Annotated in this window: 22 protein-coding genes; 3 read left to right on the plus strand and 19 right to left on the minus strand. The window is 69.9% G+C overall.

From position 1 onward, the window contains the following. Positions 1–188: 188 nt before the first annotated feature. The 5 genes from ASG00_RS10865 to ASG00_RS10885 all read right to left on the minus strand — a co-directional run bounded on the left by ASG00_RS10865 (position 189) and on the right by ASG00_RS10885 (position 8,754). Positions 189–3,020, minus strand: coding sequence for an FtsK/SpoIIIE domain-containing protein (locus tag ASG00_RS10865; RefSeq protein WP_156454794.1), 2,832 nt, complete (start codon positions 3,018–3,020; stop codon positions 189–191). Between the two features lie 91 nt (positions 3,021–3,111). After that, positions 3,112–3,960 (minus strand): PP2C family protein-serine/threonine phosphatase, encoded by an 849-nt coding sequence (locus ASG00_RS10870; protein ID WP_056209477.1) that lies wholly within the window; start codon positions 3,958–3,960, stop codon positions 3,112–3,114. A 106-nt stretch (positions 3,961–4,066) separates the two neighbouring features. Beyond that, entirely contained in the window at positions 4,067–6,040 is a 1,974-nt protein-coding gene (locus tag ASG00_RS10875) for an ABC transporter ATP-binding protein (RefSeq protein ID WP_056209480.1), read from the minus strand. Beyond that, positions 6,037–7,770 carry an ABC transporter ATP-binding protein gene (locus ASG00_RS10880; RefSeq protein ID WP_056209482.1) on the minus strand — a complete coding sequence of 578 codons (1,734 nt, stop codon included), beginning with the start codon at positions 7,768–7,770 and terminating at the stop codon, positions 6,037–6,039. The genes ASG00_RS10875 and ASG00_RS10880 overlap by 4 nt, the downstream gene beginning before the upstream one ends. Positions 7,771–7,779: 9 nt before the next feature. Continuing rightward, complete coding sequence (locus ASG00_RS10885) at positions 7,780–8,754, minus strand: aldo/keto reductase (RefSeq protein WP_056209485.1); 975 nt, start codon at positions 8,752–8,754, stop codon at positions 7,780–7,782. 216 nt (positions 8,755–8,970) lie between these two features. On the opposite strand from ASG00_RS10885, the gene ASG00_RS10890 reads away from it, so the two are divergent. After that, positions 8,971–9,405, plus strand: a complete 435-nt coding sequence (locus ASG00_RS10890; protein WP_056209487.1) for a DUF4870 domain-containing protein — start codon at positions 8,971–8,973, stop codon at positions 9,403–9,405. A 59-nt stretch (positions 9,406–9,464) separates the two neighbouring features. Here the strand turns inward: ASG00_RS10890 and ASG00_RS10895 are convergent, their stop codons facing one another. From ASG00_RS10895 to prmC, 13 genes are all read right to left on the minus strand, one after another. Then, the gene (locus tag ASG00_RS10895; protein WP_056209490.1) at positions 9,465–10,217 is read right to left on the minus strand and encodes a YaaA family protein; all 753 of its coding nucleotides are present in this window, start codon (positions 10,215–10,217) and stop codon (positions 9,465–9,467) included. 72 nt (positions 10,218–10,289) lie between these two features. Beyond that, complete coding sequence (locus ASG00_RS10900; RefSeq protein ID WP_045246677.1) at positions 10,290–10,550, minus strand: F0F1 ATP synthase subunit epsilon; 261 nt, start codon at positions 10,548–10,550, stop codon at positions 10,290–10,292. 2 nt (positions 10,551–10,552) lie between these two features. Further along, the gene (gene atpD, locus ASG00_RS10905) at positions 10,553–12,007 is read right to left on the minus strand and encodes a F0F1 ATP synthase subunit beta (protein ID WP_045246676.1); all 1,455 of its coding nucleotides are present in this window, start codon (positions 12,005–12,007) and stop codon (positions 10,553–10,555) included. A gap of 18 nt (positions 12,008–12,025) precedes the next feature. Continuing rightward, positions 12,026–12,922 (minus strand): F0F1 ATP synthase subunit gamma, encoded by an 897-nt coding sequence (locus ASG00_RS10910; protein WP_056209496.1) that lies wholly within the window; start codon positions 12,920–12,922, stop codon positions 12,026–12,028. 18 nt (positions 12,923–12,940) lie between these two features. Then, positions 12,941–14,581 (minus strand): F0F1 ATP synthase subunit alpha, encoded by a 1,641-nt coding sequence (atpA, locus tag ASG00_RS10915; protein WP_045246674.1) that lies wholly within the window; start codon positions 14,579–14,581, stop codon positions 12,941–12,943. Positions 14,582–14,641: 60 nt separating this feature from the next. Then, a complete protein-coding gene (locus ASG00_RS10920; protein ID WP_056209498.1) occupies positions 14,642–15,433 on the minus strand; it encodes a F0F1 ATP synthase subunit delta in 792 nt (263 codons plus the stop codon). Then, positions 15,433–15,984 (minus strand): F0F1 ATP synthase subunit B, encoded by a 552-nt coding sequence (locus ASG00_RS10925; protein ID WP_045246672.1) that lies wholly within the window; start codon positions 15,982–15,984, stop codon positions 15,433–15,435. Before ASG00_RS10925 ends, ASG00_RS10920 begins: the two co-directional genes overlap by 1 nt. A gap of 29 nt (positions 15,985–16,013) precedes the next feature. Further along, positions 16,014–16,250, minus strand: a complete 237-nt coding sequence (gene atpE, locus ASG00_RS10930; RefSeq protein WP_045246671.1) for a F0F1 ATP synthase subunit C — start codon at positions 16,248–16,250, stop codon at positions 16,014–16,016. 42 nt (positions 16,251–16,292) lie between these two features. Further along, positions 16,293–17,087 carry a F0F1 ATP synthase subunit A gene (atpB, locus tag ASG00_RS10935; protein ID WP_082483211.1) on the minus strand — a complete coding sequence of 265 codons (795 nt, stop codon included), beginning with the start codon at positions 17,085–17,087 and terminating at the stop codon, positions 16,293–16,295. A 145-nt stretch (positions 17,088–17,232) separates the two neighbouring features. Then, a complete protein-coding gene (locus ASG00_RS10940) occupies positions 17,233–17,724 on the minus strand; it encodes a hypothetical protein (RefSeq protein ID WP_056209500.1) in 492 nt (163 codons plus the stop codon). Then, positions 17,721–18,875, minus strand: a complete 1,155-nt coding sequence (locus ASG00_RS10945) for an MraY family glycosyltransferase (RefSeq protein WP_045246669.1) — start codon at positions 18,873–18,875, stop codon at positions 17,721–17,723. Before ASG00_RS10945 ends, ASG00_RS10940 begins: the two co-directional genes overlap by 4 nt. Then, positions 18,872–19,546, minus strand: coding sequence for an L-threonylcarbamoyladenylate synthase (locus ASG00_RS10950; RefSeq protein ID WP_045246668.1), 675 nt, complete (start codon positions 19,544–19,546; stop codon positions 18,872–18,874). Before ASG00_RS10950 ends, ASG00_RS10945 begins: the two co-directional genes overlap by 4 nt. 34 nt (positions 19,547–19,580) lie before the next feature. Beyond that, on the minus strand, positions 19,581–20,498 hold the full coding sequence (gene prmC, locus ASG00_RS10955; protein WP_056209503.1) for a peptide chain release factor N(5)-glutamine methyltransferase: 918 nt from the start codon (positions 20,496–20,498) through the stop codon (positions 19,581–19,583). A gap of 142 nt (positions 20,499–20,640) precedes the next feature. On the opposite strand from prmC, the gene cysK reads away from it, so the two are divergent. Continuing rightward, positions 20,641–21,579 carry a cysteine synthase A gene (gene cysK, locus ASG00_RS10960; RefSeq protein WP_045246667.1) on the plus strand — a complete coding sequence of 313 codons (939 nt, stop codon included), beginning with the start codon at positions 20,641–20,643 and terminating at the stop codon, positions 21,577–21,579. Between the two features lies 1 nt (position 21,580). Beyond that, positions 21,581–22,159 carry a serine O-acetyltransferase EpsC gene (gene epsC / locus ASG00_RS10965; protein ID WP_048809322.1) on the plus strand — a complete coding sequence of 193 codons (579 nt, stop codon included), beginning with the start codon at positions 21,581–21,583 and terminating at the stop codon, positions 22,157–22,159. A gap of 122 nt (positions 22,160–22,281) precedes the next feature. On the opposite strand, the gene ASG00_RS18165 is transcribed toward epsC, so the two are convergent. Beyond that, a partial coding sequence (locus ASG00_RS18165; protein WP_327037508.1) for a peptide chain release factor-like protein occupies positions 22,282–22,753 on the minus strand: 472 nt, incomplete at its 5' end.

Genomic DNA, 22,753 nt, shown 5'->3' on the forward strand with positions numbered 1-22,753 from the left:
ACTGAAGGTGCTCGACGGCTCGCCGCGCGCGGCGAGCGCCGTCGCCGTCCGTCTGCTCGAGCGCGCGGGGGCCTTGACGGCGGATGCCGCGGCCGCGGCGATCCGTTCGCTCGATCTCGTCGTGCGCGGGGGCGGCGCTCCGGTGGGAGCGATCCGACCCACCGTCTGACGCCCGCGGGGCCCGAGCGTCAGCAGAGCACACCGGGAACGGTGACGCGCGTGACCTCTCCGTCCGCGATCCGCCACCCGCGACCGCGGGGCGAGCGCCAATACGGCGGAAGGTCGCGTTCTCCCGACAGCAACCGATACTCCCCGCCGTGGCCGGCGTCGATGACGAGCTCCCCGTGCCCCCGCACGCGCCCGAGGACCGCCCACGCGCGCTGCCAGTCGTCGGCGTCGCCGACGATCACGACCCGACCAGTGGTGTCGTCGTCGAGGCGGCCGGGCTCGGCGACGACCTCGGCGACGGTGTGCACGGCGAGTCCGTGGCCGCGAAGCGCCTCGTGAAGGCCGCGTGTCGCGCGCGCACCGCGCACGACGACACCGGCGAGCGGCATCGTCGGTCGCCAGATCGGTGCGTCCGCACTCTCGGCGTCGCGCTCGTCCGGAGCGCTCGGAGCATCGTCGGCATCCGCGGCGAGCGCGAACTGGACCTCGTGGTCTCCCCAGACGGCGCGGCCGGGCGGGCGTGTCGTTGAGAAGCTGGACGCCGCTGCTCCCGCCGCGACGTGATCGGACCGGCCCGGAAGCGCGAGGACGGCGCGGTGGGGCAGAAGCTCCGCGATTCGGGCGGCAGCGCCCGAGACCCGCTGAGTCGTCACCACCGCACGGGCATCGCCATCACCGAGCGAGCGCACGACGCGCTCGAGACGCGTCTGCACGACCGCACCGTAGTCGGCGGGGAACCGGGCGACGACGGCATCGAGGTCATCGAGCAGGAGCACACCGCGACGCGGCATCCCCTGTTCGTCGAGTCGCACGAGGGCGTCCCAGAGTCGTTCAGGATCGTCGGGGAGTGCGACCAGAGAGGCCGCCGGCACCTGCGCCGCCACGACGGCGAGGAGCGCGGACTTTCCGGAGCGTGAGCCGCCGACCACGAGCAGCCCCCGATCGTGCGGCGCGAGCACGGCGGTGGTGCGGCGCTGCCGCTCGGGCTCGTCGCGCACCCCGAGGAGCACCGTGCGCGTTGCGAGTCCGGCGCGGTCGAGAGAGCGCAGCGGCACGCGCACGGGAAGCGGCGGAAGCCACGGCGGCCTCACCTCGCACGTGTCCGCCTCCGCCGCGGCGGCGATGTCCTCGCGTGCCGTGAGCGCGACGCGCACGCGCACGGGAGCGACATCCGACGGGCGCCGGACGAACGCGAGCCCCCGTGACGCAAGGTCGCCCGGCAGGGCTGCGGCGCCATCGTCGCCGATCACCCATCGACTGTCATGCGGATCGGTCACACGCAGGGCCAGCCGCAGCGGTACGTTGGCGAGCAACCCGTCCCGTACCGTGCCGCTCGCGCGCTGGGTGCCCAGCACCAGGTGCATGCCGAGGGCGCGCCCACGGGCGGCGATGTCGGTGAACACGGCTGCGAGCTCCGGATGGGCGTCGAGAAGGGCGGCGAATTCGTCGACCACGATCACGAGCCGAGCCAGCAGTCCGTCGGCGTCGCGGATATCCCTTACGCCCGCGCGTGCGAGCACCGCCTCACGGGTGCGGATCTCGGCTCGCAGGCTCTCGATCGCCCGGCGGGCGCCGACGCCGTCGAGATCGGTGATGACACCCGCCGTGTGCGGCAGCGCCGCGAGGGCGTCGAAGGCCGTGCCGCCCTTGAAGTCGGCGAGCAGGAACGTGACCTCGGCCGGCGTGTGGTGCAGCGCGAGCGCCGTCACCCACGAGATGAGCAGCTCGCTCTTGCCCGATCCGGTCACGCCGATCACGAGCGCATGCGGACCATCGGCCACGAGGTCCACCGGCATCGCGCCGGCGCGCGTGGCGGCGAACGCCACCTCGAGTGTGCCGGGCCGCGGCGGGCGTCCGCGGTCGACGAGTGCGGCGAGCGGCACGGTCTCGGTCGCGTCCCCTGCGCCGAGGATGGCGCGACCGCGCTCACGAAGCAGGTTGCCGATCTCACGGGCCTGGTCGGCGCCGAGCGCCTCGGGCACGATGTGGAGCGTCGATCCGGCGTAGTCGACACGCCCGTGGAGGGCACCGTCGAGGGTGATGACCGCCGCGCACCACGGCGGCGGCGGGGCGCCGTCGTCCACGCGCGCGATCAGCAGCCGGGCCTCGCCCGGCGGCATGTCGCCGGGCTCCAGCAGCGCAAGGGTGGCACCTTCCGCCGCGCGGCGGTGCGGCAGGGCATCCGCCCACGGGTGGGCGTCTCGGCGCGGGACGACGACGCGCAGCTCCCCCGGCGGACGGGTGAGGACCAGTTGGGCGGCAAGGGCGCGCACGACGGCGGATGCCGCGACTCGCGGGCCGACCACCGCGATCCCCGCGTCGACCGGCACCGTCACCGTCGCGTCGTCGAGCACCGCGGCCGCGTGTCGCAGCTCCTCGACACGTGGGTCGCCGGCGCCGCCGTCGACCGGAACGGCGCTCGGGATCGACCCGCGCCCGACCGTGACCCGCGCGGCGCGGCCGGGGACGATCCGCCAGATCTCGTCGGGCGACGCGGCGATCGTGGCGACATCGGGATGCACCGCTCGAAGACGGCGGCGCTCGTCGTCGTGACGTCCAGCGATCTCCGCCGCGGCCCGCGTGAGCTCGGCCTCGAAGCTGCGAGATGCCGCCCGCCGCTCGCGGCGCCGCGTGCGGGCGCCGTCGAGAAGGGTCGCCCCGGCGATGAGGGGGCCGAGGGCGGCGAACCAGAGCATCGCGACCGATCCGGTGAGCAGCCACATTCCCACCGCTCCGGCCACAGGCACGATGGCGGCGAACATCGGGATCCCGGGCCGACGGGGCGAGTCAGGGGTCGCCGGCAGGCGCACAGCCACCGGAAGAGGGGCGAGGGTGGGTGGTGTGCCGGACATGCGTCGAGTCCAGCAGTCGGACGCGGCCCGCGGGCGCGGTCGGACGACGGCGGTGGATTGCCGCGTCCGTCACCGTCGGTGTGGAGGAGAGTCAGGGCCCGACGACGGGAACCGGGTTGGTGGGCGCGTCGTCGTCGGCGTCGTCGCGGTCGACGTCATCGTCGTGGCCGTAGCCCGGCGCCGACACGTCGACGACGATGATCGTCACGTTGTCGCGGCCGCCGTTCTCGAGGGCGGCCTCGAGCATGGCCGAGACGGCATCAGCCGGGTCGGCGTGCTCGCGGAGGAAGTGCTGGATGCCGAAGTCGGTGAGTTCCTTGGTCAGCCCATCGGAGCACACGACGAAGCGATCGCCGTCGACGATGTCGAGGCGCACGTAGTCGGGTCGCACACTGTCGGTCGGCCCGACCGCGCGGGTGATCACGTTGCCGTACGGATGCTGCTCGGCCTCTTCGGGGCTCAGCCGCCCGGCCGCGACGAGCTCCTGCACGACGGAGTGGTCTGTCGTGATCTGGACGAGGGTGCCGGCGCGGAGGAGGTAGACACGCGAGTCGCCGATGTTCAGCGTGACCCAGTGCGGGTCGCGCACGGCGGTGTCGAGATAGACGCCGGTCACGGTCGTTCCCGTGCCCTCGTCGGTCGTCTCCGGATGCGAGGCGATGTCCTTGACGGCCCGTCCGAGAGCCTTCTCGATGCCCTTGGGAGTGACGCTGCCATGGTCGACCAGGTCGCCGAGGCGGGTGACGGTGGAGGCGCTGGCGATCTCTCCGCCGATGTGCCCGCCCATGCCGTCGGCCACGACGAACAACGGGTAGCGGGCGAGCACCGCATCCTGGTTCACTTCGCGGCGTCGGCCGGTGTCGGTCGCCGCCGCCCACCGCAGGTGGATCGGGCCCGCCGGGAGCGGCACGTCGTGCGCGCTCGTCGTCAGCTCGGGCACACGGCATCCTCTCGTCGGGTGGACGCCGGGACACACCTGCCCGCAGCGCCCTCACATCCTAATGGAACCGCCCGCAGCCACCCGAGCCGCCCCACGGGCAGGCCCGTCACCGTACCGGCTCCTCCACATCGATGCTCGCCGGGTCGTCGAACTGTGCCCGATAGAGCCGCCAGTAGGCGCCGCGGCGCGCAAGCAGTTCGTCGTGCGATCCCTGCTCGACGATGGCGCCGTCCTCCATCACCAGGATGAGATCGGCGTCACGGATCGTCGAGAGCCGGTGCGCGATCACGAACGACGTGCGGTCGGCCCGCAGGCGCGACATGGCCCGCTGGATCAGCAGCTCGGTGCGGGTGTCGACCGAGCTCGTCGCCTCGTCGAGGATCAGGATGCGCGGGTCTGCGAGGAACGCGCGCGCGATCGTGACGAGCTGCCGCTCCCCCGCGCTGAGGTTCGCCGCGTCGTCGTCGAGCACGGTGTCGTAGCCGTCCGGCAGGGCATGCACGAACCGGTCGACGTAGGCGGCGGTCGCCGCCTCGACGAGTCGTTCCTCGGATGCCTCGGGGTCGCCGTACGCGATGTTGTCACGGATCGTCCCGGCGAACAGCCACGTGTCCTGCAGCACCATGCCGGTGCGCGCGCGAAGGTCGGCGCGAGTCATCCGCCGGGTGTCGAGCCCGTCGAGCGTGATCGCGCCGTCGTCGATGTCGTAGAAGCGCATCAGCAGGTTGACGAGCGTCGTCTTTCCCGCGCCTGTGGGCCCGACGATCGCGACCGTGCTCCCCGGCGTCGCCACGAGGGACAGATCGTGGATCAGCGGGGAGTCGGCGACGTATCGGAAGGCGACGTCGTCGAACCGCAGCTCGCTCGCGGTGGGATCGACGGTCTCCGGGTCACGAGGGTCGGGCGTCTCCTCGGGCTGGTCGAGCAGCTCGAACACCCGCTCGGCACTGGCGACTCCCGATTGGAGCAGGTTCGCCATCGAGCCGAGCTGGCTGAGAGGCTGGGTGAACTGGCGCGAGTACTGGATGAACGCCTGCACGGAGCCGATCGAGAGCGCGCCGGCTGCGACCTGAAGGCCGCCGACCACCGCGATCGCGACGTAGACCAGGTTTCCGATGAACATCATGGCCGGCATGATGATGCCGGACACGAACTGGGCGCCGAAGCTGGCCCGGTAGACCTCGTCGTTCTCGGCCAGGAAGTCCCGCTCGACCTCCTTCTGATGGCCGAACACCTTCACCACGGAGTGGCCCGAGAACGTCTCCTCGACGCGGGCATTCAGCACACCTGTCGCTCGCCACTGGGCGACGAACAGCTTCTGCGATCGACGCGCGACCAGAGCGGTGACCACGATGGTCAGCGGAATCGTCACGAGCGCGATCACGGCGAGGATGGGCGAGATGACGAACATCATGACCAAGACGCCCACGACCGTGAGCAGTGAGACCACGACCTGCGACAACGTCTGCTGCATGGTCTGTCCGATGTTGTCAACGTCGTTCGTCACCCGGGAGAGGAGCTCGCCGCGCTGCACAGTGTCGAAGTAGGCGAGCGGGAGCCGGTGGATCTTCTCCTCCACCTGGCCGCGCAGGCGGTTCATCGCGCGCTGTACCACGACGTTGAGGATGTACGCCTGCGCCCAACTGAGGACACTCGCGATCACATAGATCACAAGCACCGTGATGATGACTCCGGCGAGTGCGTTCACGTCGATGCCGGCACCGGGGGTGAAGTTGACCCCGGACAGCAGGTCGGCCTGCTGGGTCTGGCCCTGCGCGCGCAGCGACTCGATGACCTGGTCACGGGTCACTCCCGACGGCATGTGCATCGAGAGGAAGCCGGCGAACACGAGATCGGTCGCGTTGCCGAGGATCTTGGGACCCAGCACGCTCAGGAACACGCTCACCGCACCGAGGACGACGACGCCGATGAGCGCGATGCGCCACGGTCGCAGCGTGCCCAGCAGCCGCCAGGCGCTGCTGCCGAAGTCGTCGGCCTTCTCGGCCGGCGCCCCCTGTCCTCCGAACGGCCCGCGACCGCCGCCCCGCATCGGCCCGCGACCAGCTCCCGGCCCGCTCATGCTGCCTCCTCCGCCGCGAGCTGCGAATCGACGATCTCGCGATATGTGTCGTTGGATGCCAAGAGTTCGTCGTGCGTCCCCCGACCGACGATGCGGCCGTGGTCGAGCACGAGGATCTGGTCGGCCCCGACGATCGTCGAGACTCGCTGCGCGACGATCACCTTCGTCGCCCCGGGCACGCGCACAGCGAGCGCGCGGCGCAGCGCGGCATCCGTTCTCAGATCCAGAGCCGAGAACGAGTCGTCGAACACGTAGACGGGTGGCGCTTTCACGAGCGCGCGGGCGATCGCGAGGCGCTGCCGCTGCCCGCCGGAGACGTTCGTTCCCCCCTGTGCGATCGGTGCGGCGAGACCTTCGGGCATCGCGCGGACGAAGTCCCCGGCCTGGGCGATCTCGAGCGCGGTCCAGAGGTCGTCATCGGATGCCGCGACGTCGCCGTAGCGCAGGTTCGAGGCGACCGTGCCCGAGAACAGGAACGCGCGCTGCGGCACGAGTCCGAGTCGGGACCACAGGTCGTCGGGGTCGAGCTGGCGCACATCCACCCCGTCGACCCGCACCGAGCCCTCGGTCGCGTCGAACAGTCGCGCGATGAGTCCGACCAGGGTCGTCTTGCCGGCACCTGTGGATCCGATCACGGCGGTCGTCGTCCCCGGCTCGATCGTGAACGTGAGATCGTGCAGCACGGGCGCATCGGCACCGGGGTAGGTGAAGTCGACGTCGACGAACTCGATCCGACCGGTGCGCGGAGGAGCAGCGGCGGCTACGGCCGGAGCGGCGACCGACGGCTCGGTGTCGAGCACCTCGCCGATGCGCGTCGCGCAGACCGCGGCGCGCGGGATCATCACGAACATGAACGTCGCCATCATCACACCCATGAGGATCTGCATCAGGTAGCTGAGGAACGCGAACAGCGTGCCGATCTGCACACCGCCGCTCTGCACCTGGAACGCGCCGAACCAGATCACGGCGACGCTCGAGACGTTCAGCACGAGCATCACCGCGGGGAACATGAGCGCCATGTAGTTTCCGGCGGTCGTCGCGGTGCGCATCAGGTCACCGCTGGCGGCGCCGAACCGGGCGCGCTCGGTGTCCTCGCGTACGAAGGCGCGCACCACCCGGATGCCGCTGAGCTGCTCGCGCAGGATCTGGTTGACCCGGTCGATGCGCTTCTGCATCCGGCTGAAAGCCGGCACCATGCGGGAGACGATGAGCGCCACGATGATCAGCAGCACGGGGATCGACACGGCCATCAGCCAGCTCAGGCCGGTGTCCTGCGTGATCGCCATGATGATGCCGCCGATGGCGAGCATGGGCGCCGAGATCATGAGGGTCGCCGACACTTGCACCAGCATCTGCACCTGCTGCACGTCGTTGGTGCTGCGGGTGATCAGGGAGGGCGGCCCGAACGTGCCGACCTCGCGCTGCGAAAAGCCGACCACGCGGTGGAAGATGTCGTGGCGCAGGTCCTTGCCCATCCCCATGGCCAGGCGCGATCCGAAGTAGACGGCGACGATCGCGCACACGATCTGCACCAGGCTGATGCCGAGCATCAGGCCTCCCGTGTTCCAGATGTACCCGATGTCGCCCGCGACCACGCCCTGGTCGATGATGTTGGCGTTGAGGGTCGGCAGCAGCAGCGACGCCACCGACTGGGCGAGCTGGAAGACGACGACGCCGACGATGAGCGGCCACGCCGGCCGCAGGTAGCGCACGAGCAGAGTTCCGAGCATGGTGTCCTCCTAGGCGGCCGGGTCGGCGGGCAGCGGAATCAGCGCGTCGATCTCGGCGAGATCCGCGGCAGTCGGGTGCCACGCGGTGGATGCCGCCGCGTTCTGCGCGATCTGTTCGGCAGACGTCGCCCCGGCGATGACGCTCGAGGTCGCGGGGCGCGCGAGGAGCCAGCCGAACGTCGCCTCGAGCATGGTGATGCCGCGCGCGTCGCAGAAGCGCTGATACCCCTCGAGCGCATCCCAGGGCGCGTCGCGCCACAAGTGCGGGCGCACGTTCATGATGCGGCTGTCGGCCGGCCCGCCGGCGCGCGTGAACTTGCCGGTGAGCAGTCCGTTGTACAGGGGGAAGAAGGGGAAGAACCCGAGGCCGAGGTGCTCGACAGCCGGCAGCGCCTCGCGCTCGGAGCCGCGAGCCAGCAGGCTGTAGTGGTTCTGCGCCGAGATGAAGGGCACATCGGATGCCGCGGCATCCGCGGCGACCATCTGCCACCCTGCGAAGTTGGAGTGCCCGAGGTAGCGCACCTTCCCCTCCCGCACCAGATCGCGGAGGGCATCGAGCGTCTCCTCGATGGGGGTGTCGGGATCGGGGGTATGCAGCTGATAGAGGTCGATGTGGTCAGTGCGCAGTCGCCGCAGCGAACCCTCGACCGCCCAGCGGATGTAGGAGCGCGACCCCTTAGACGCGCCGAGGCGCGCGGGTGCCAGCGTCGCGTGGCCGAACTTCGTCGCGAGGAGAACCTCGTCCCGGCGACCGTCGAGCGCCTCCCCCATCAGCGTCTCGCTGAGCCCGAACTCCCGGCCGTACACGTCGGCGGTGTCGAACAGCGTGACGCCCGCGTCGATCGCCGCATCGATCACCGCACGCGTTCCCTCGATCGACTCGGTGCGGCTGCCGGCACGGCCGAAGTTATTGCAGCCGAGCCCGGCGGCGGAGACGAGCAGACCGGAGGCGCCGACACGGCGCTGAGCGGGAGACGTGGCCACGGGTCCACGCTAACCCCTGCGCCCGACACGGGGAACGCTCCCGGCCCCTGAGGGAAACGGCGGGATTGCGACCCGGAGATGGCGCTGGGTGACGGCTCGGCGTGGATGATGATTGCACCGAGAACAGCCTTCCCAGTACCTTTTCAGGTAAGCCGCCAGCCGCGGCCGGGCCGATGACGTCCATCGCCCGTCCTTAGCCTTCCGAAAGGCCATCCCATGAGCGACTCCACCCCCACTCCCGAACAGCCGACGCCTCCGCCGGCCTACTCCGCTGCTCCCGCACAGCCTCTGAGCCCCGAGTCCGACAAGACGGCCGCGATGTGGGCCCACATCGGTGGCATCGTCGGCTTCCTGCCCTCGCTGATCATCTGGCTGATCCTCAAGGACCGCGGACCCCGCACCAACGTCGAGGCCAAGGAAGCCCTGAACTGGCAGATCACGTTCACGATCGGCTACGTGGCGCTCCTCATCATCTCGACCGTATTGAGCGCGGCGCTGATCTTCACGCCCGCCGCGGCGATCGCCACGTTGTTCGGGTTCCTCCCGTTCATCCTGTGGGTGATCAACGCGATCTTCTCGATCATCGGCGGCGTGCGCGTGAACGCCGGCGGCAGCTACCGCTACCCGGTGAACTTCCGCTTCATCAAGTAATCGTCACGACGGAGGGGTCGGGATGCCGCGGCATCCCGACCCCTCCGTCGTGTGCGCGCTCAGTGGAGCGCGTGCACCCGCCACTCGGCGGCGTCGGTCGTGTCGACCCGCACGTCGTGCGCGCGCAACCATGATGCCAAGCCCGCGAGCGAGCGCACCGGCGGACGACCCGTGGCGAGCAGACGCACCAGCAGACCCTTGGTGCGCTTGTTGAAGTGGTTGAGGGCCCTCACCTCGCCGTCGCCCGAATCGGCGACGACCCGCACGTAGGTGCTCGGCACCCCGCTCGGCACCGGCCCGAGGGCGGCGTAGGCCTCGGAGCGCAGGTCGAGCACGAATGATCGGGATGCCGCGACCAGCGCGGCGGTCGTCGGCGCGCCCCAGTGCCGTGGCTGAGCGGGGATGCCCGGCAACGAGACACCCGCGGACAAGCGGTAGTCGGGGATGCGGTCCGTCGCACCGACCAGCCCGAACGGCGCCGTCTGGATGGCGACGTGACCGCCGAGCCACCGCCGCGCCGAGGCGTCGAGGCTGTGGGCGTCGAGCGCATCGAAGAGAACCCCCGTGTACCGATCGATGGCCGGCAGCGTCGGCGCGTGCGGCATCGCCGCGTTGACGGCGACGAGGTCTCGCTGACGGGCACTCAGCCCCAGCACGGACGCTGCACGTTCAGGGTCCAGAGACAGTGCAGCGAGCGCGGCGATCGCCTCCCTGCGCGGAAGGTCGAGCTCGGGGAACGACAGCCGCTCGAGGGCGAACGTGCCGCGTCCTCCGGGACGCTTGGTCTCGGACGGCGGAAGCAGCACCAGCATGCAGACCCTCCGGGTCAGACGGCGACGCGCCGCCCGTGGATCACGGACGGCGCGTCGAACGAGGGATCGACGTCAGGCGACCAGCGTCGCGTGACCGGCGAAGATCGTCACCACGTCCTCCTCGACGGAGATGAACCCGTCCGAGGCATCCGCGACGACCTTCGCGCCGTCGGCGCCGGTGATGCGCACCTGGCCGCTGGCGAGGATCGCGAGCACCGGCTCGTGTCCGGCCATGAAACCGATCTCGCCCTCCACGGTCTTGGCGACGACGAGGCTGGCCTCGCCGGTCCACAGCTCCGCCTCGGCCGACACCAGGGTGACGTTGAGCGGCATGATCAGCCGTTCTCCTTCTGGATCTGCGCCCACTTGGCCTCGACGTCGGAGATGCCGCCGACGTTGAAGAACGCCTGCTCGGCGACGTGGTCGAACTCGCCCTTCACGATCGCGTCGAACGACTCGATGGTCTCCTTGATCGGGACGGTCGAGCCCTCGACACCGGTGAACTTCTTCGCCATGTAGGTGTTCTGCGAGAGGAACTGCTGGATGCGACGTGCACGCGACACGACGATCTTGTCCTCTTCGGAGAGCTCGTCGACACCGAGGATCGCGATGATCTCCTGCAGTTCCTTGTTCTTCTGCAGGATCTGCTTCACGGCGGTGGCCACACGGTAGTGGTCCGCACCGATGTAGCGCGGGTCGAGGATGCGGCTCGTCGAAGTGAGCGGGTCGATCGCCGGGTACAGACCCTTCGATGCGATCTCACGGGAGAGCTCGGTCGTGGCGTCGAGGTGGGCGAACGTCGTCGCCGGGGCCGGGTCGGTGTAGTCGTCGGCGGGCACGTAGATGGCCTGGAGCGACGTGATCGAGTGGCCGCGGGTCGAGGTGATGCGCTCCTGCAGCACACCCATCTCGTCGGCGAGGTTCGGCTGGTAGCCCACCGCGGACGGCATGCGACCGAGAAGGGTCGACACCTCGGAACCGGCCTGCGTGAAGCGGAAGATGTTGTCGATGAACAGCAGCACGTCCTGCTTCTGCACGTCGCGGAAGTACTCGGCCATGGTGAGGGCCGAGAGGGCGACGCGCAGACGCGTCCCCGGCGGCTCGTCCATCTGGCCGAACACGAGCGCCGTCTTGTCGAAGACGCCCGCCTCCTCCATCTCGCCGATGAGGTCGTTGCCCTCACGGGTGCGCTCGCCGACACCGGCGAACACGGACACACCGCCGTGGTCCTGCGCGACGCGCTGGATCATCTCCTGGATGAGGACCGTCTTGCCGACGCCCGCACCACCGAACAGGCCGATCTTGCCGCCCTGCACGTAGGGAGTGAGCAGGTCGATGCTCTTGATACCCGTCTCGAACATCTCGGTCTTGGACTCGAGCTGGTCGAAGCTCGGCGCCTTGCGGTGGATGCCCCAGCGCTCGGTGATCTCGACGGTCTCCCCCGGAGCGCCGTTGAGGATGTCGCCCGTGACGTTGAAGACCTTGCCCTTGGTGATGTCGCCGACCGGCACCGAGATGGGGCCGCCGGTGTCGCGCACCTCCTGGCCGCGTACGAGGCCGTCGGTCGGCTTCAACGCGATCGCGCGGATGAGGTCGTCACCCAGGTGCTGGGCGACCTCGAGGGTCAGCGGGGTGCTCTCGCCGTCGATCGTGATCGAGGTGGTGAGCGCGTTGTAGATGTCGGGGATCGAGTCGTGCGGGAACTCGATGTCGACCACAGGGCCGGTCACGCGTGCGACGCGCCCGACGACCTCGGTGGGGGCCTTCTCGGCGGTGGCGGAGGGAGTCATTGTCCTGTCTTCCTGTCTCTACTTGCCCGACGAGAGAGCGTCGGCGCCGCCGACGATCTCTGCGATCTGCTGAGTGATCTCGGCCTGACGCGCGTTGTTGCGCAGGCGGGTGTAGTCGGTGATGAGCTTGTCGGCGTTGTCGCTCGCCGCCTTCATCGCCTTCTGAGTGGCCGCGTGCTTCGCGGCCGACGACTGCAGGAGCGCGTTGAACACGCGGCTCTGGATGTAGACCGGCAGCAGCGCGTCGAGCACAGTCTCGGCGTCGGGTTCGAACTCGTACAGCGGGTACACCGCGTGCGAGGCCGAATCCTCCGCCTCGACGACCGCCAGCGGAAGCAGGCGGACCGTCTCGGGCGACTGGGTCATCATGCTGACGAAGCGGTTGTACACGAGGTGGATCTCGTCGACGCCGCCGTTGTCGCCACCGAGCGCGAACGCGTCGAGCAGCGCCGCCGCGATCTCCTCGGCCGTCGAGAACTGCGGGGTGTCGGTGTCACCCGTCCACTCGGCCGCGCTCGTGATGCGTCGGAACTGGAAGTACCCCACCGCCTTGCGTCCCACGAGATAGAACACCGGCTCGCGGCCCTCGTCGCGCAGCAGCTGCGCGAGCTCGAGTCCCTCACGGAGGATCTGTGAGTTGAACGCGCCCGCGAGACCGCGGTCGGACGAGAAGATGACCACCGCCGAGCGGCGGACGACCTCGCGCTCCCGGGTCAGCGGGTGATCGATGTTGGAGTGGGTGGCCACGGCGGAGACGGCGCTCGTCACGGCCCGCGAGAAGGGCGAGGACGCGCGCACGCGCGCCATCGCCTTCTGGATGCGCGAAGCCGCGATGAGTTCCATCGCCTTCGTGATCTTCTTGGTCGTCTGAGCAGAGGAGATCTTCTGCTTGTAGACCCGGAGTTGTGCGCCCATAGTTGCTCTTCCCGAGGCTCAGCCGCGGCGACCCTTGACGATCTTCTCCTGGTTCACGTCATCGGCGTCCGCGGCGTCGAACTCCTCGCGACCGACCGAGCCGATACCCGCTCCCGTGCCCGCCTGGAACTCGAGCGTGAACGCGTCAACCGCGCTCTCGAGCTCCGTGACGAGCTCGTCGCTGAGCACGTTCGTCTCACGCAGGGTGTCGAGGATCGTGGTCGAGCGGCGGAGGTGGTCGAGCAGCTCGCGCTCGAAGCGCAGGATGTCTGCGACCTCGATCGTGTCGAGCTTGCCGTTGGTGCCGGCCCAGATCGAGACGACCTGCTCCTCCACCGGGTACGGCGAGTACTGCGGCTGCTTGAGGAGCTCGGTGAGGCGCGCGCCACGGGCGAGCTGACGGCGGGACGCGGCATCCAGGTCGCTCGCGAACATCGCGAACGCCTCGAGCGAGCGGTACTGCGCCAGCTCGAGCTTCAACGTGCCCGAGACCTTCTTGATCGACTTGACCTGCGCGTCACCACCGACGCGGGACACCGAGATGCCCACGTCGACAGCCGGACGCTGGTTCGCGTTGAACAGGTCGGACTGCAGGAAGATCTGACCGTCGGTGATCGAGATCACGTTGGTCGGGATGTAGGCCGACACGTCGTTCGCCTTGGTCTCGATGATCGGGAGACCCGTCATCGACCCCGCGCCGAGCTCGTCGCTCAGCTTCGCGCAACGCTCCAGCAGACGCGAGTGCAGGTAGAAGACGTCGCCGGGGTACGCCTCGCGGCCCGGCGGACGACGCAGCAGCAGCGACACGGCGCGGTAGGCCTCAGCCTGCTTCGACAGGTCGTCGAAGATGATCAGGACGTGCTTGCCGCCGTACATCCAGTGCTGGCCGATGGCCGAGCCGGTGTAGGGAGCGAGGTACTTGAAGCCGGCCGGGTCGGACGCGGGGGCCGCGACGATGGTCGTGTACTCCAGCGCACCGGCGTCCTCGAGCGCACCCTTGACGGCCGCGATCGTGGAGCCCTTCTGGCCGATGGCGACGTAGATGCAGCGCACCTGCTTGGTCGGGTCGCCCGACTCCCAGTTCGCCTTCTGGTTGATGATCGTGTCGATCGCGATCGCCGTCTTGCCGGTCTGGCGGTCGCCGATGATCAGCTGGCGCTGACCGCGCCCGATCGGGATCATCGCGTCGATCGCCTTGATGCCGGTCTGCATCGGCTCGTGCACGCTCTTGCGCTGCATGACGCCGGGAGCCTGCAGTTCGAGCGCGCGACGGCCCTCGGTCGCGATCTCACCGAGACCGTCGATCGGGTTGCCGAGCGGGTCGACCACACGACCGAGGTAGCCGTCGCCGACGGCGACCGAGAGCACCTCGCCCGTGCGGGTGACCTCCTGGCCCGCCTCGATGCCGGCGAACTCGCCGAGCACCACGACACCGACCTCGTGCTCGTCGAGGTTCAGGGCGAGGCCCTGCGTGCCATCGGCGAACGTGACGAGCTCGTTGGCCATCACGCCCGGCAGGCCCTCGACGTGGGCGATGCCGTCGGCCGCGTCGATGACGGTGCCGACCTCGGTGGCCGCGGCCCCCGTGGGCTCGTACGCTGCGACGAAGTCTTTCAGCGCGTCACGGATGACGTCGGGGCTGATGGAGAGTTCTGCCATTGTCTTCCTTCGTTCATGGGGCCATCGCCCCGAAGTCTCATCGTCGGGAGGGAGGTCCCGTTAGCCCGCCAGTCGGTGGCGGAGATCCGCCAGACGGGTGGACACGCTCGCGTCGATCACGTCGTTCGCGATCTGGATGCGCAGGCCGCCGACGATCGACTCGTCGATGACCGTGTTGATCGAGACCTGCGTGCCGTAACGCGCAGCCAGCGCCGCGCCCAGTCGCTCGGTCTGCGCGTCGGTCAGCGCCACAGCGCTCACGACCGTCGCGACGGTGCGCTCGCGTTCCGCGGCGACCACGCGCATGGCGCGCGAGAGAACCTCGCGTACCCGGCGCTCGCCCGGCTGGCGCACCAGCGACGACACGATCAGCGTCGTCGCCTCGGACGCACGTCCGCCGAGAAGCGTCTCGACGAGCACGCCCTTCGCCTCGGCGTCGCCGAGCCGGCTGCCGAGCGCGAGCTCGAGCTGCGGGTTGTCGGCGATCGTGCGCGACACCCGGAACAGCTCACCCTCGACGTCGGCGGACGGCGCGGCTTTGGAGGCGGCACGAACGGCCAGTTCCTCCACGCCGAACACGAAGTCGTGCGCCGACGACCAGCGCTCGACGGCTGCGGCCGCGAGCACCTGACGGGTGACGGGCGACACGGCGGCGCCGAAGACGTCCTCGACCACCTTCGCGCGCGACTCCGGGGTCGCCGCCCAGTCGGCGAGTGCGCCGGCAAGGGTCGGTCGGTGCGCGAGCGCGCGCGCTGCCTGGAACAGCTCGGTGGCGACCGTGAGGTCGACACCCGCCGTCGTCGACAGTGCCGCGTTCGCGGCCTCCTGTGCGTGAGTGGTCGCGGCGCCCATTACTTCGTCGCCTTCTCGGATGCCTCGAGGTCGGCGAGGAAGCGGTCGACGACGCCCTGCGCGGACGCGTCGTCCTTCAGCTTCTCGCCGATCACGCCGCCGGCGAGATCGAGCGCGAGCGCACCGACCTCACCCCGGAGGGAGACGAGGGCCGCCTGGCGCTCGGCCTCGATCTGCGCGTGGGCCTGTGCGGTGACGCGCGCGGCCTCGGAGGTCGCGGCATCCTTCGCCTCGGCGACGATCTGCTTGCCCTCCTCGCGGGCGGACTCGCGGATCTCACCGGCCTCCTTGCGGGCGGCGGCGAGCTGCGCGGTGTACTCCTCGAGCGCGGCCTCGGCCTGGCGCTGGGCCTCGTCGGCCTTCGCGATGTTGCCCTCGATCGCCGCAGAGCGCTCGTCGAGCAGCTTCTGCATGCGCGGCAGGATCACACGCCAGAACACCAGGAGGATGACGACGAAGCAGACCGCGGACCACACGATGTCGTAGACCGCGGGCAGCAGCGGGTTCTGCCCCGCCTCCGTGGCGGCGCGGGTGACAAGAGCGGGAAGCATCCTGTCTCCTTACTTGAAGTCGTTCGCGATCAGAAGCCGAAGATGAAGCCGGTCGCGATACCGATGAACGCGAGGGCCTCGGTGAAGGCGATACCGATGAACATCAGCACCTGGAGGCGGCCCGCGAGCTCGGGCTGGCGGGCGACGCCCTCGATGGTCTTGCCGACCACGATGCCCACGCCGATGGCGGGGCCGATGGCGGCGAGACCGTAGCCGACCGTCGCGAGCGAACCGGAGACGTCGGCGAGAACCGTAGTTGCGTCCACGGGGTTATTCCTTTCGGTTGTGGGCGGCGGATGCCGACCGGATCAGTGCTCTTCCGCGACCGCGAGCTGGATGTAGACCGCGGTGAGGATCGTGAAGACGTACGCCTGGAGGAAGGCGACGAAGAGTTCGAAGAGGGTGAAGACGAAGCCGAAGGCCAGGGTGCCGAGACCGAGGGCCGTCCACCAGCCGCTGAGCTCGACCGTGAAGAACCAGGTGGCCGAGAAGAAGAGCACCAGCATCAGGTGCCCGACGATCATGTTCATCAGCAGACGGAGGGTGAGCGTCACCGGGCGGATGATGAAGGTCGAGAGGAACTCGAGCGGGACGATGATGAAGTAGAGCGGCCACGGCACGCCCGACGGGAGCAGCGCGTTCTTGAAGAAGTTCTTCGGGCTCTTCTTGACACCGGCGTAGATGAACGTGATGTAGGAGACGATCGCGAGCAGCAGCGGCACCGCGATGATGCTCGTGCCGGCGATGTTCAGGAACGGCACGACGCCCGTGAGGTTCATGAACAGCACCATGAAGAAGATGGTGGTCAGGATCGGCAGGAAGCGGTTGCCGTCCTTCTTGCCGAGCAGGTCGTGGGCGATGCCGTTGCGCACGAAGTCGAGACCGAGTTCGGCGACGCTCTGGAACCGCGTCGGCACCAGGCGCATGCGACGGGTGGCGACCAGGAAGAGCGTGATCAGCACGACGGTCGCCAGGATCTGGATCAGGTTGATCCGCGTCAGCGCGAACGGCGTTCCCGCGAACAGCACGGCGTCAGGGAAGAACTCTCCGATGGAGGGGGCGTGGAAACCACCGTCGCCCGTGGACTCGGCATTCGCGATCACAGTCGCAGCGTGATGAAACAGCACAGGCTCCAGCTCCGGGGCACCGAAAGAAATCGGTACGACGATGGGTCGGGGTGCACCCCAGGGCCGGCACTCAGGCGCTCGCGGTCGGGTGCGTGTCCAACCTTATCAAACCGCTGGGGGTTCAGATGCCGCTCGGAGGTTGCGGGTCCTTGCGCTCCCCCGCTTCCGGGTCGGTCGGGAGCGTCGTGTCGCTGACATGAGGCAGCCGCATCCTCGCCAGCACGACCACGTCGACGACGAGGGACCCGATCACAGCCGCGACCAGCGCGAGGAAGAAGACCTGCGGAGCGATCCACGGCTGCCCCCGCAGCACGAGCATCGCGACCACGAACAGCACGATCTTCAGCAGCCAGCCGCCCAGCACGATCGCGAAGAAGATCGGCACGTAGAGCGCGTCGCCGAACCAGCGGTTCGCGATGAGGATGCTGCCCGAGGTGATCGAGAGGAACACCGCGCCGACGACGACACCGGCCAGCCCGCTGACGAGGCCGGAGGGGCCGGCGGCGATGAACCCGGCCACGCCCGCGATGATCGCGAGCGCGAGGGCGGCCCATGCCGACCACTGGAGCGTGGCCCGCAGGACGGGAGTGCTGGAAACGGGAGACGACATCATGCGGGGTCTTTCGCTCGGGGGTCGGGGCGGCGGCGCCGGGACGGCAGGGCGGTGACGATCACGCAGGCCGCGCCACCGAGGACGCCGAAGCCCACGCCGATCCAGTACTGGCCGGGCCAGTTCTCACGGGTGGCGATGTACATGAGCAGCACGGCGAGCCCGACGATGGCGGCCCATGCGTAGAAGATCAGCACGGCCGAGCGGTCGGAGTGACCGAGGTCGAGCAGCCGGTGGTGCAGGTGCTTGCGGTCGGGCGAGAAGGGCGAGCGCCCCGCCCCCGTGCGCCGGATCACGGCGAGACCGAAGTCGAGCAGCGGCAGGATGACGACGGCCACCGGGAGCAGCACCGGGATGAAGGCACCGAGCAGCTGCGAGCGTCCGAGGGTCTCGGGGTCGAGCGTCGCGGGGTTGAGCTGACCCGTGACGGCGATGCCGCTGGTGGCCATGAGGAGTCCCAGCATGAGCGCGCCGGAGTCGCCCATGAACATCTTCGCGGGGCTCCAGTTCCACGGGAGGAACCCGACGCACGCGCCGACGAGCACGACGGCGATGAGGGAGGCGAGGTTCGAGTACGTGCTCTGGCCGGTGTCGCGCACCAGAAGGTAGGACCACGCGAAGAAGACGCCGTTCGCGATGAGCGCGACGCCGGCGACGAGGCCGTCGAGCCCGTCGATGAAGTTGACCGCGTTCATGACCACCACGATCGACAGGATCGTGAGGACGACGCTCATCCAGCTCGACCCCACCGTGAGGCCGCCGACGGGGAGCGAGTAGATCTGGATGCCCCCGAACCACGCGATGATCGCGGCCGCGCCGACCTGCGCCGCGAGCTTGATCATCCAGTCGAGGTCCCACAGGTCGTCGGCGATGCCGACAGCGACGATGAGCACGGTCGCGGCGAGGATCGCGAGGACCGGCTGCGGGTCGATCCACACACGGTGGAAGAAGTCGTTCTGCGCGGTGAATCCGAAGGCCACGACGATGCCGAGGAACATGGCGATGCCCCCCAGGCGCGGCGTCGGCCGCGTGTGCACGTCGCGTTCGCGGATGGCCGGGTAGAGCTTGAAGCGCAGCGCGAGGCGCCACACCGCCCCGGCGAGCACGAACGTGAGCACCGCGGTGACCAGCGCGGTGAACAGGTACTGCTTCACGTCCCCGGGTCTGGTTCGAGCGCGTCGCCCAGCACGGAGCGCAGTTCGGCGCGGGACACGACCCCGTCGCGCAGGACGCGCACGGTTCCCTGACGACCGGCGCAGAGCCCGGTGGCGTCGATGATCGTCGAGGCGAAGCCCGCGGTGGCCGGGCCGTCATCGAGATAGACGGCGACGCTGTCGCGCAGCATCCGCTCCGCCTCCTTCGCGACGATCGCGGCCGGGGCGCCGGTCAGGTTGGCGCTCGAGACCGCGAGCGGTCCGGTCTCCTCCAGCAGCTCGATCGCCAGACGGTGGGCGGGCATGCGCACGGCCACGGTGCCGCGGGTGTCACCGAGGTCCCAGGCGAGCGAGGGCTGGGCCGGCAGCACGATCGTGAGCCCGCCGGGCCAGTGCGAGCCGATGAGGCGGTCGATGGGCTCGGGCACCTCGCTCACGAGCGCCCGCAGCGTGTTCACGCCGGGCACGAGCACAGGCGGGGGCTGCTGACGGCCACGGCCCTTCGCCGCCAGCAGACGCGCGACGGCAGCCGGGGAGAACGCGTCGGCGGCCACGCCGTAGACGGTGTCGGTGGGGAGGACGATGAGCTCGCCGCGACCGATGGCCTGGCGCGCCTGACGCATGCCCGCGAGAAGCTCGGCCTCGTCGCGGCAATCGAAGAGGGAAGACATGACCGGGCCAGTCTAGTTCGGCCCGGCTGGGCGGTCAGGGCCGCAGCGCCGTGGTGACCCGGTCGCGCAGCGTCAGGTCGCGGTGGGTCGCTGCGGAGCGCCAGCCGGCGTCGGCGAGCGCTTCCCTCACGCCCGCTCCCTGCAGCTCGCCGTGCTCGATGGCGATGAGTCCGCCGGAGTGCACGAGTCGCAGCCCGACATGCGCGAGGGTGCGCACGACGTCGAGGCCGTCCTCGCCTCCGTAGAGGGCCGCGGGCGGATCGAACAGCCGCACCTCGGGGTCGCGGGGGGTCGCGGCATCCGGCACGTAGGGAGGGTTCGACACGAGCACCGAGACGGTGCCGTCGAGCTCGGGGAACGCGACGGCCAGGTCGATGAACGCGAGACGTGCGTTCTCGGCGCCAACCTCGGCGAAGTTCTCCTTCGTCCACACGAAGGCGTCGACGGAGTTCTCGGCCGCGTGCACCCGCGCATGCGGCACCTCGGTCGCCAGCGACAGGGCGATGGCACCGGATCCGGTGCCGAGATCGACGGCGATCGGCGAAGGGGATGCCGCGGCGCGCAGCGCATCGATCGCAATCTGCGCGAGCAGCTCGGTCTCGGGGCGGGGCACGAACACCCCCGGGCCGACCCTCAGCTCCAGGTGACGGAACGGCGCGCGCCCGGTGATGTGCTGCAGCGGCTCGCGCGCAGCGCGGCGCTCGACGAGGGACGCGAGGGACGCGGCATCCGGTTCGGAGATCGCGTCGCCGCGCAGCGCTGCCGCCTGCACCTCGCCGCGCCCGCCGCCGCGCACGTGTGCCGCGAGCAGCTCGGCGTCGACGGTCGCGTCTGCCACTCCCGCACGCGCGAGGGTCGCCGCAGCGGCGCGCAGCGCGTCGGCGAGCGTCTCAGGACGCTCGGGCGCGACGACGTCGGGCAGATCGCCGGGGTGCGGTGCGGTCTCGGGCATGGGCGCCGCCCAGTTTATCGGCCGCACCGCCGACCCGGCTCCCGTCACACAGCCTCCTCATCGCATCCGCTCGCATAGGCTGGGCGCGGTGCGCGCATAGACGCGCGACGACAGGGAACCAGCGAGAGAAGGCAGCCCCGACATGCCCGCGATCCACGACGACATCACCAGCGCGTTCGGCAACACGCCGCTCGTGCGGTTCAGCCGCATCGGCGAAGGCCTCGGCGGCCACATCCTCGGCAAGCTCGAGTTCTACAACCCCGCATCCAGCGTGAAGGACCGCCTCGGTATCGCGATCGTCGACGCCGCGGAGGCCTCCGGCGAGCTCACGCCCGGAGGAACGATCGTCGAGTCCACGAGCGGCAACACCGGCATCGCCCTCGCCATGGTCGGCGCCGCCCGCGGCTACCGCGTCATCATCACGATGCCGGCGTCGATGTCGAAGGAGCGCCGCCTGCTGCTCAAGGCGTTCGGCGCCGAGCTCGTGCTCACCGACCCCACCAAGGGCATGTCGTTCGCCGTCGAAGAGGCCAAGCGCATCGTCGCCGAGACCCCCGGTGCCGTGTGGGCCCGCCAGTTCGAGAACGAGGCGAACCCCGCGATCCACCGCAAGACCACCGCGGAGGAGATCCTGCGCGACACCGACGGCCAGGTCGACTACTTCGTCGCCGGCATCGGCACCGGCGGCACCATCACCGGCGTCGGCGAGGTGCTCAAGGAACGCGTGCCCGGTGCGAAGGTCATCGCCGTCGAGCCGGCCGACTCCCCCATCCTCACCAAGGGCCACCCGGGACCGCACAAGATCCAGGGCATCGGCCCGAACTTCGTGCCCGCGATCCTCAACCGCGAGATCATCGACGAGGTCATCGACGTCGAGTTCGACGATGCGATCCGTGTCGCCCGCGAGGCCGGTGCCCGCGAGGGCATCCTCGTCGGCATGTCGTCGGGTGCGGCGCTCTGGGCCGCCCAGCAGATCGCTGCGCGCCCCGAGGCCGCCGGCAAGAACATCGTCGTGATCATCCCGTCCAACGGCGAGCGCTACCTCTCGACCGCGCTCTACGAGCACCTGCGCGAGGAGTGAGATGACGGGCGGCGGGATGCTGCGGCGGCTGCGGGAGGATCTCGCGGCCGCCCGCCTCCGCGACCCCGCCGCCCGCTCCTCCCTCGAGATCGCGCTGCTCTATCCCGGGCTGCACGCGGTGTGGTCGCACCGCGTGTGGCATGCGCTGTGGGTGCGCCGGGTGCGCTTCCTCGCCCGCGCCGGCTCGCAGCTGACCCGCTGGCTCACCGGCATCGAGATCCACCCGGGCGCCACGATCGGCCGGCGCCTGTTCATCGACCACGGCATGGGCGTCGTCATCGGCGAGACGGCCGAGGTCGGCGACGACGTGCTGCTCTACCACGGGGTCACCCTCGGCGGTCGCACGCGCGACGCCGGCAAGCGCCACCCCACGATCGGCGACGGAGTGGCGATCGGCGCGGGCGCGAAGGTGCTCGGGCCGGTGCGCATCGGTGCGGGATCCGTGATCGGCGCGAACGCCGTCGTGACGCGCGACGCGCCCGACGACTCCGTGATCGTCGGCATTCCCGCCAAGGCGCGCCCGCGCCGCGACGGCGACGACACGCGCAGCATCCTGACGACGCCCGAGTACCACATCTGACACGGCCCGCGGGGACGGCGACGAGGTCGCGGATGACGCGGCCCGAGGTGGAGCGCGGCGTGACCGCGCACGGCGCGAGGTGCGCATGGGTGCGCAGCGGGCGCGGTCGGCGCGGTCGGTGATCAGTCCGCGGCGAGGGCCGCGAGACGCTCTTCCTCGTCCGCGGCGATGCACGCGTCGATGACCGGCGCGAGGGCGCCGTCCATCACCTGGTCGAGGTTGTACGCCTTGTAGCCGGTGCGGTGGTCGGCGATGCGGTTCTCGGGGAAGTTGTACGTGCGGATGCGCTCCGAGCGGTCCATGCCGCGGATCTGCGATCGACGCGCGTCGGAGGCGGCCGCCGCAAGCTCCTCCTGCTGCTGGGCGAGCAGGCGTGCGCGCAGCACGCGCATTCCCGCCTCGCGGTTCTGCAGCTGGCTCTTCTCGTTCTGCATCGAGACGACGATGCCCGTCGGGAGGTGGGTGATGCGTACCGCGGAGTCGGTCGTGTTCACCGACTGACCCCCCGGCCCCGACGACCGGAAGACGTCGATCTTCAGGTCGTTCGCGTCGATGTGGATCTCTTCGGGCTCGTCGACCTCGGGGAACACCAGC

Origin of the sequence: Microbacterium sp. Leaf351 (assembly GCF_001423825.1) — a bacterium.
Classification (GTDB): domain Bacteria; phylum Actinomycetota; class Actinomycetes; order Actinomycetales; family Microbacteriaceae; genus Microbacterium; species Microbacterium ginsengisoli.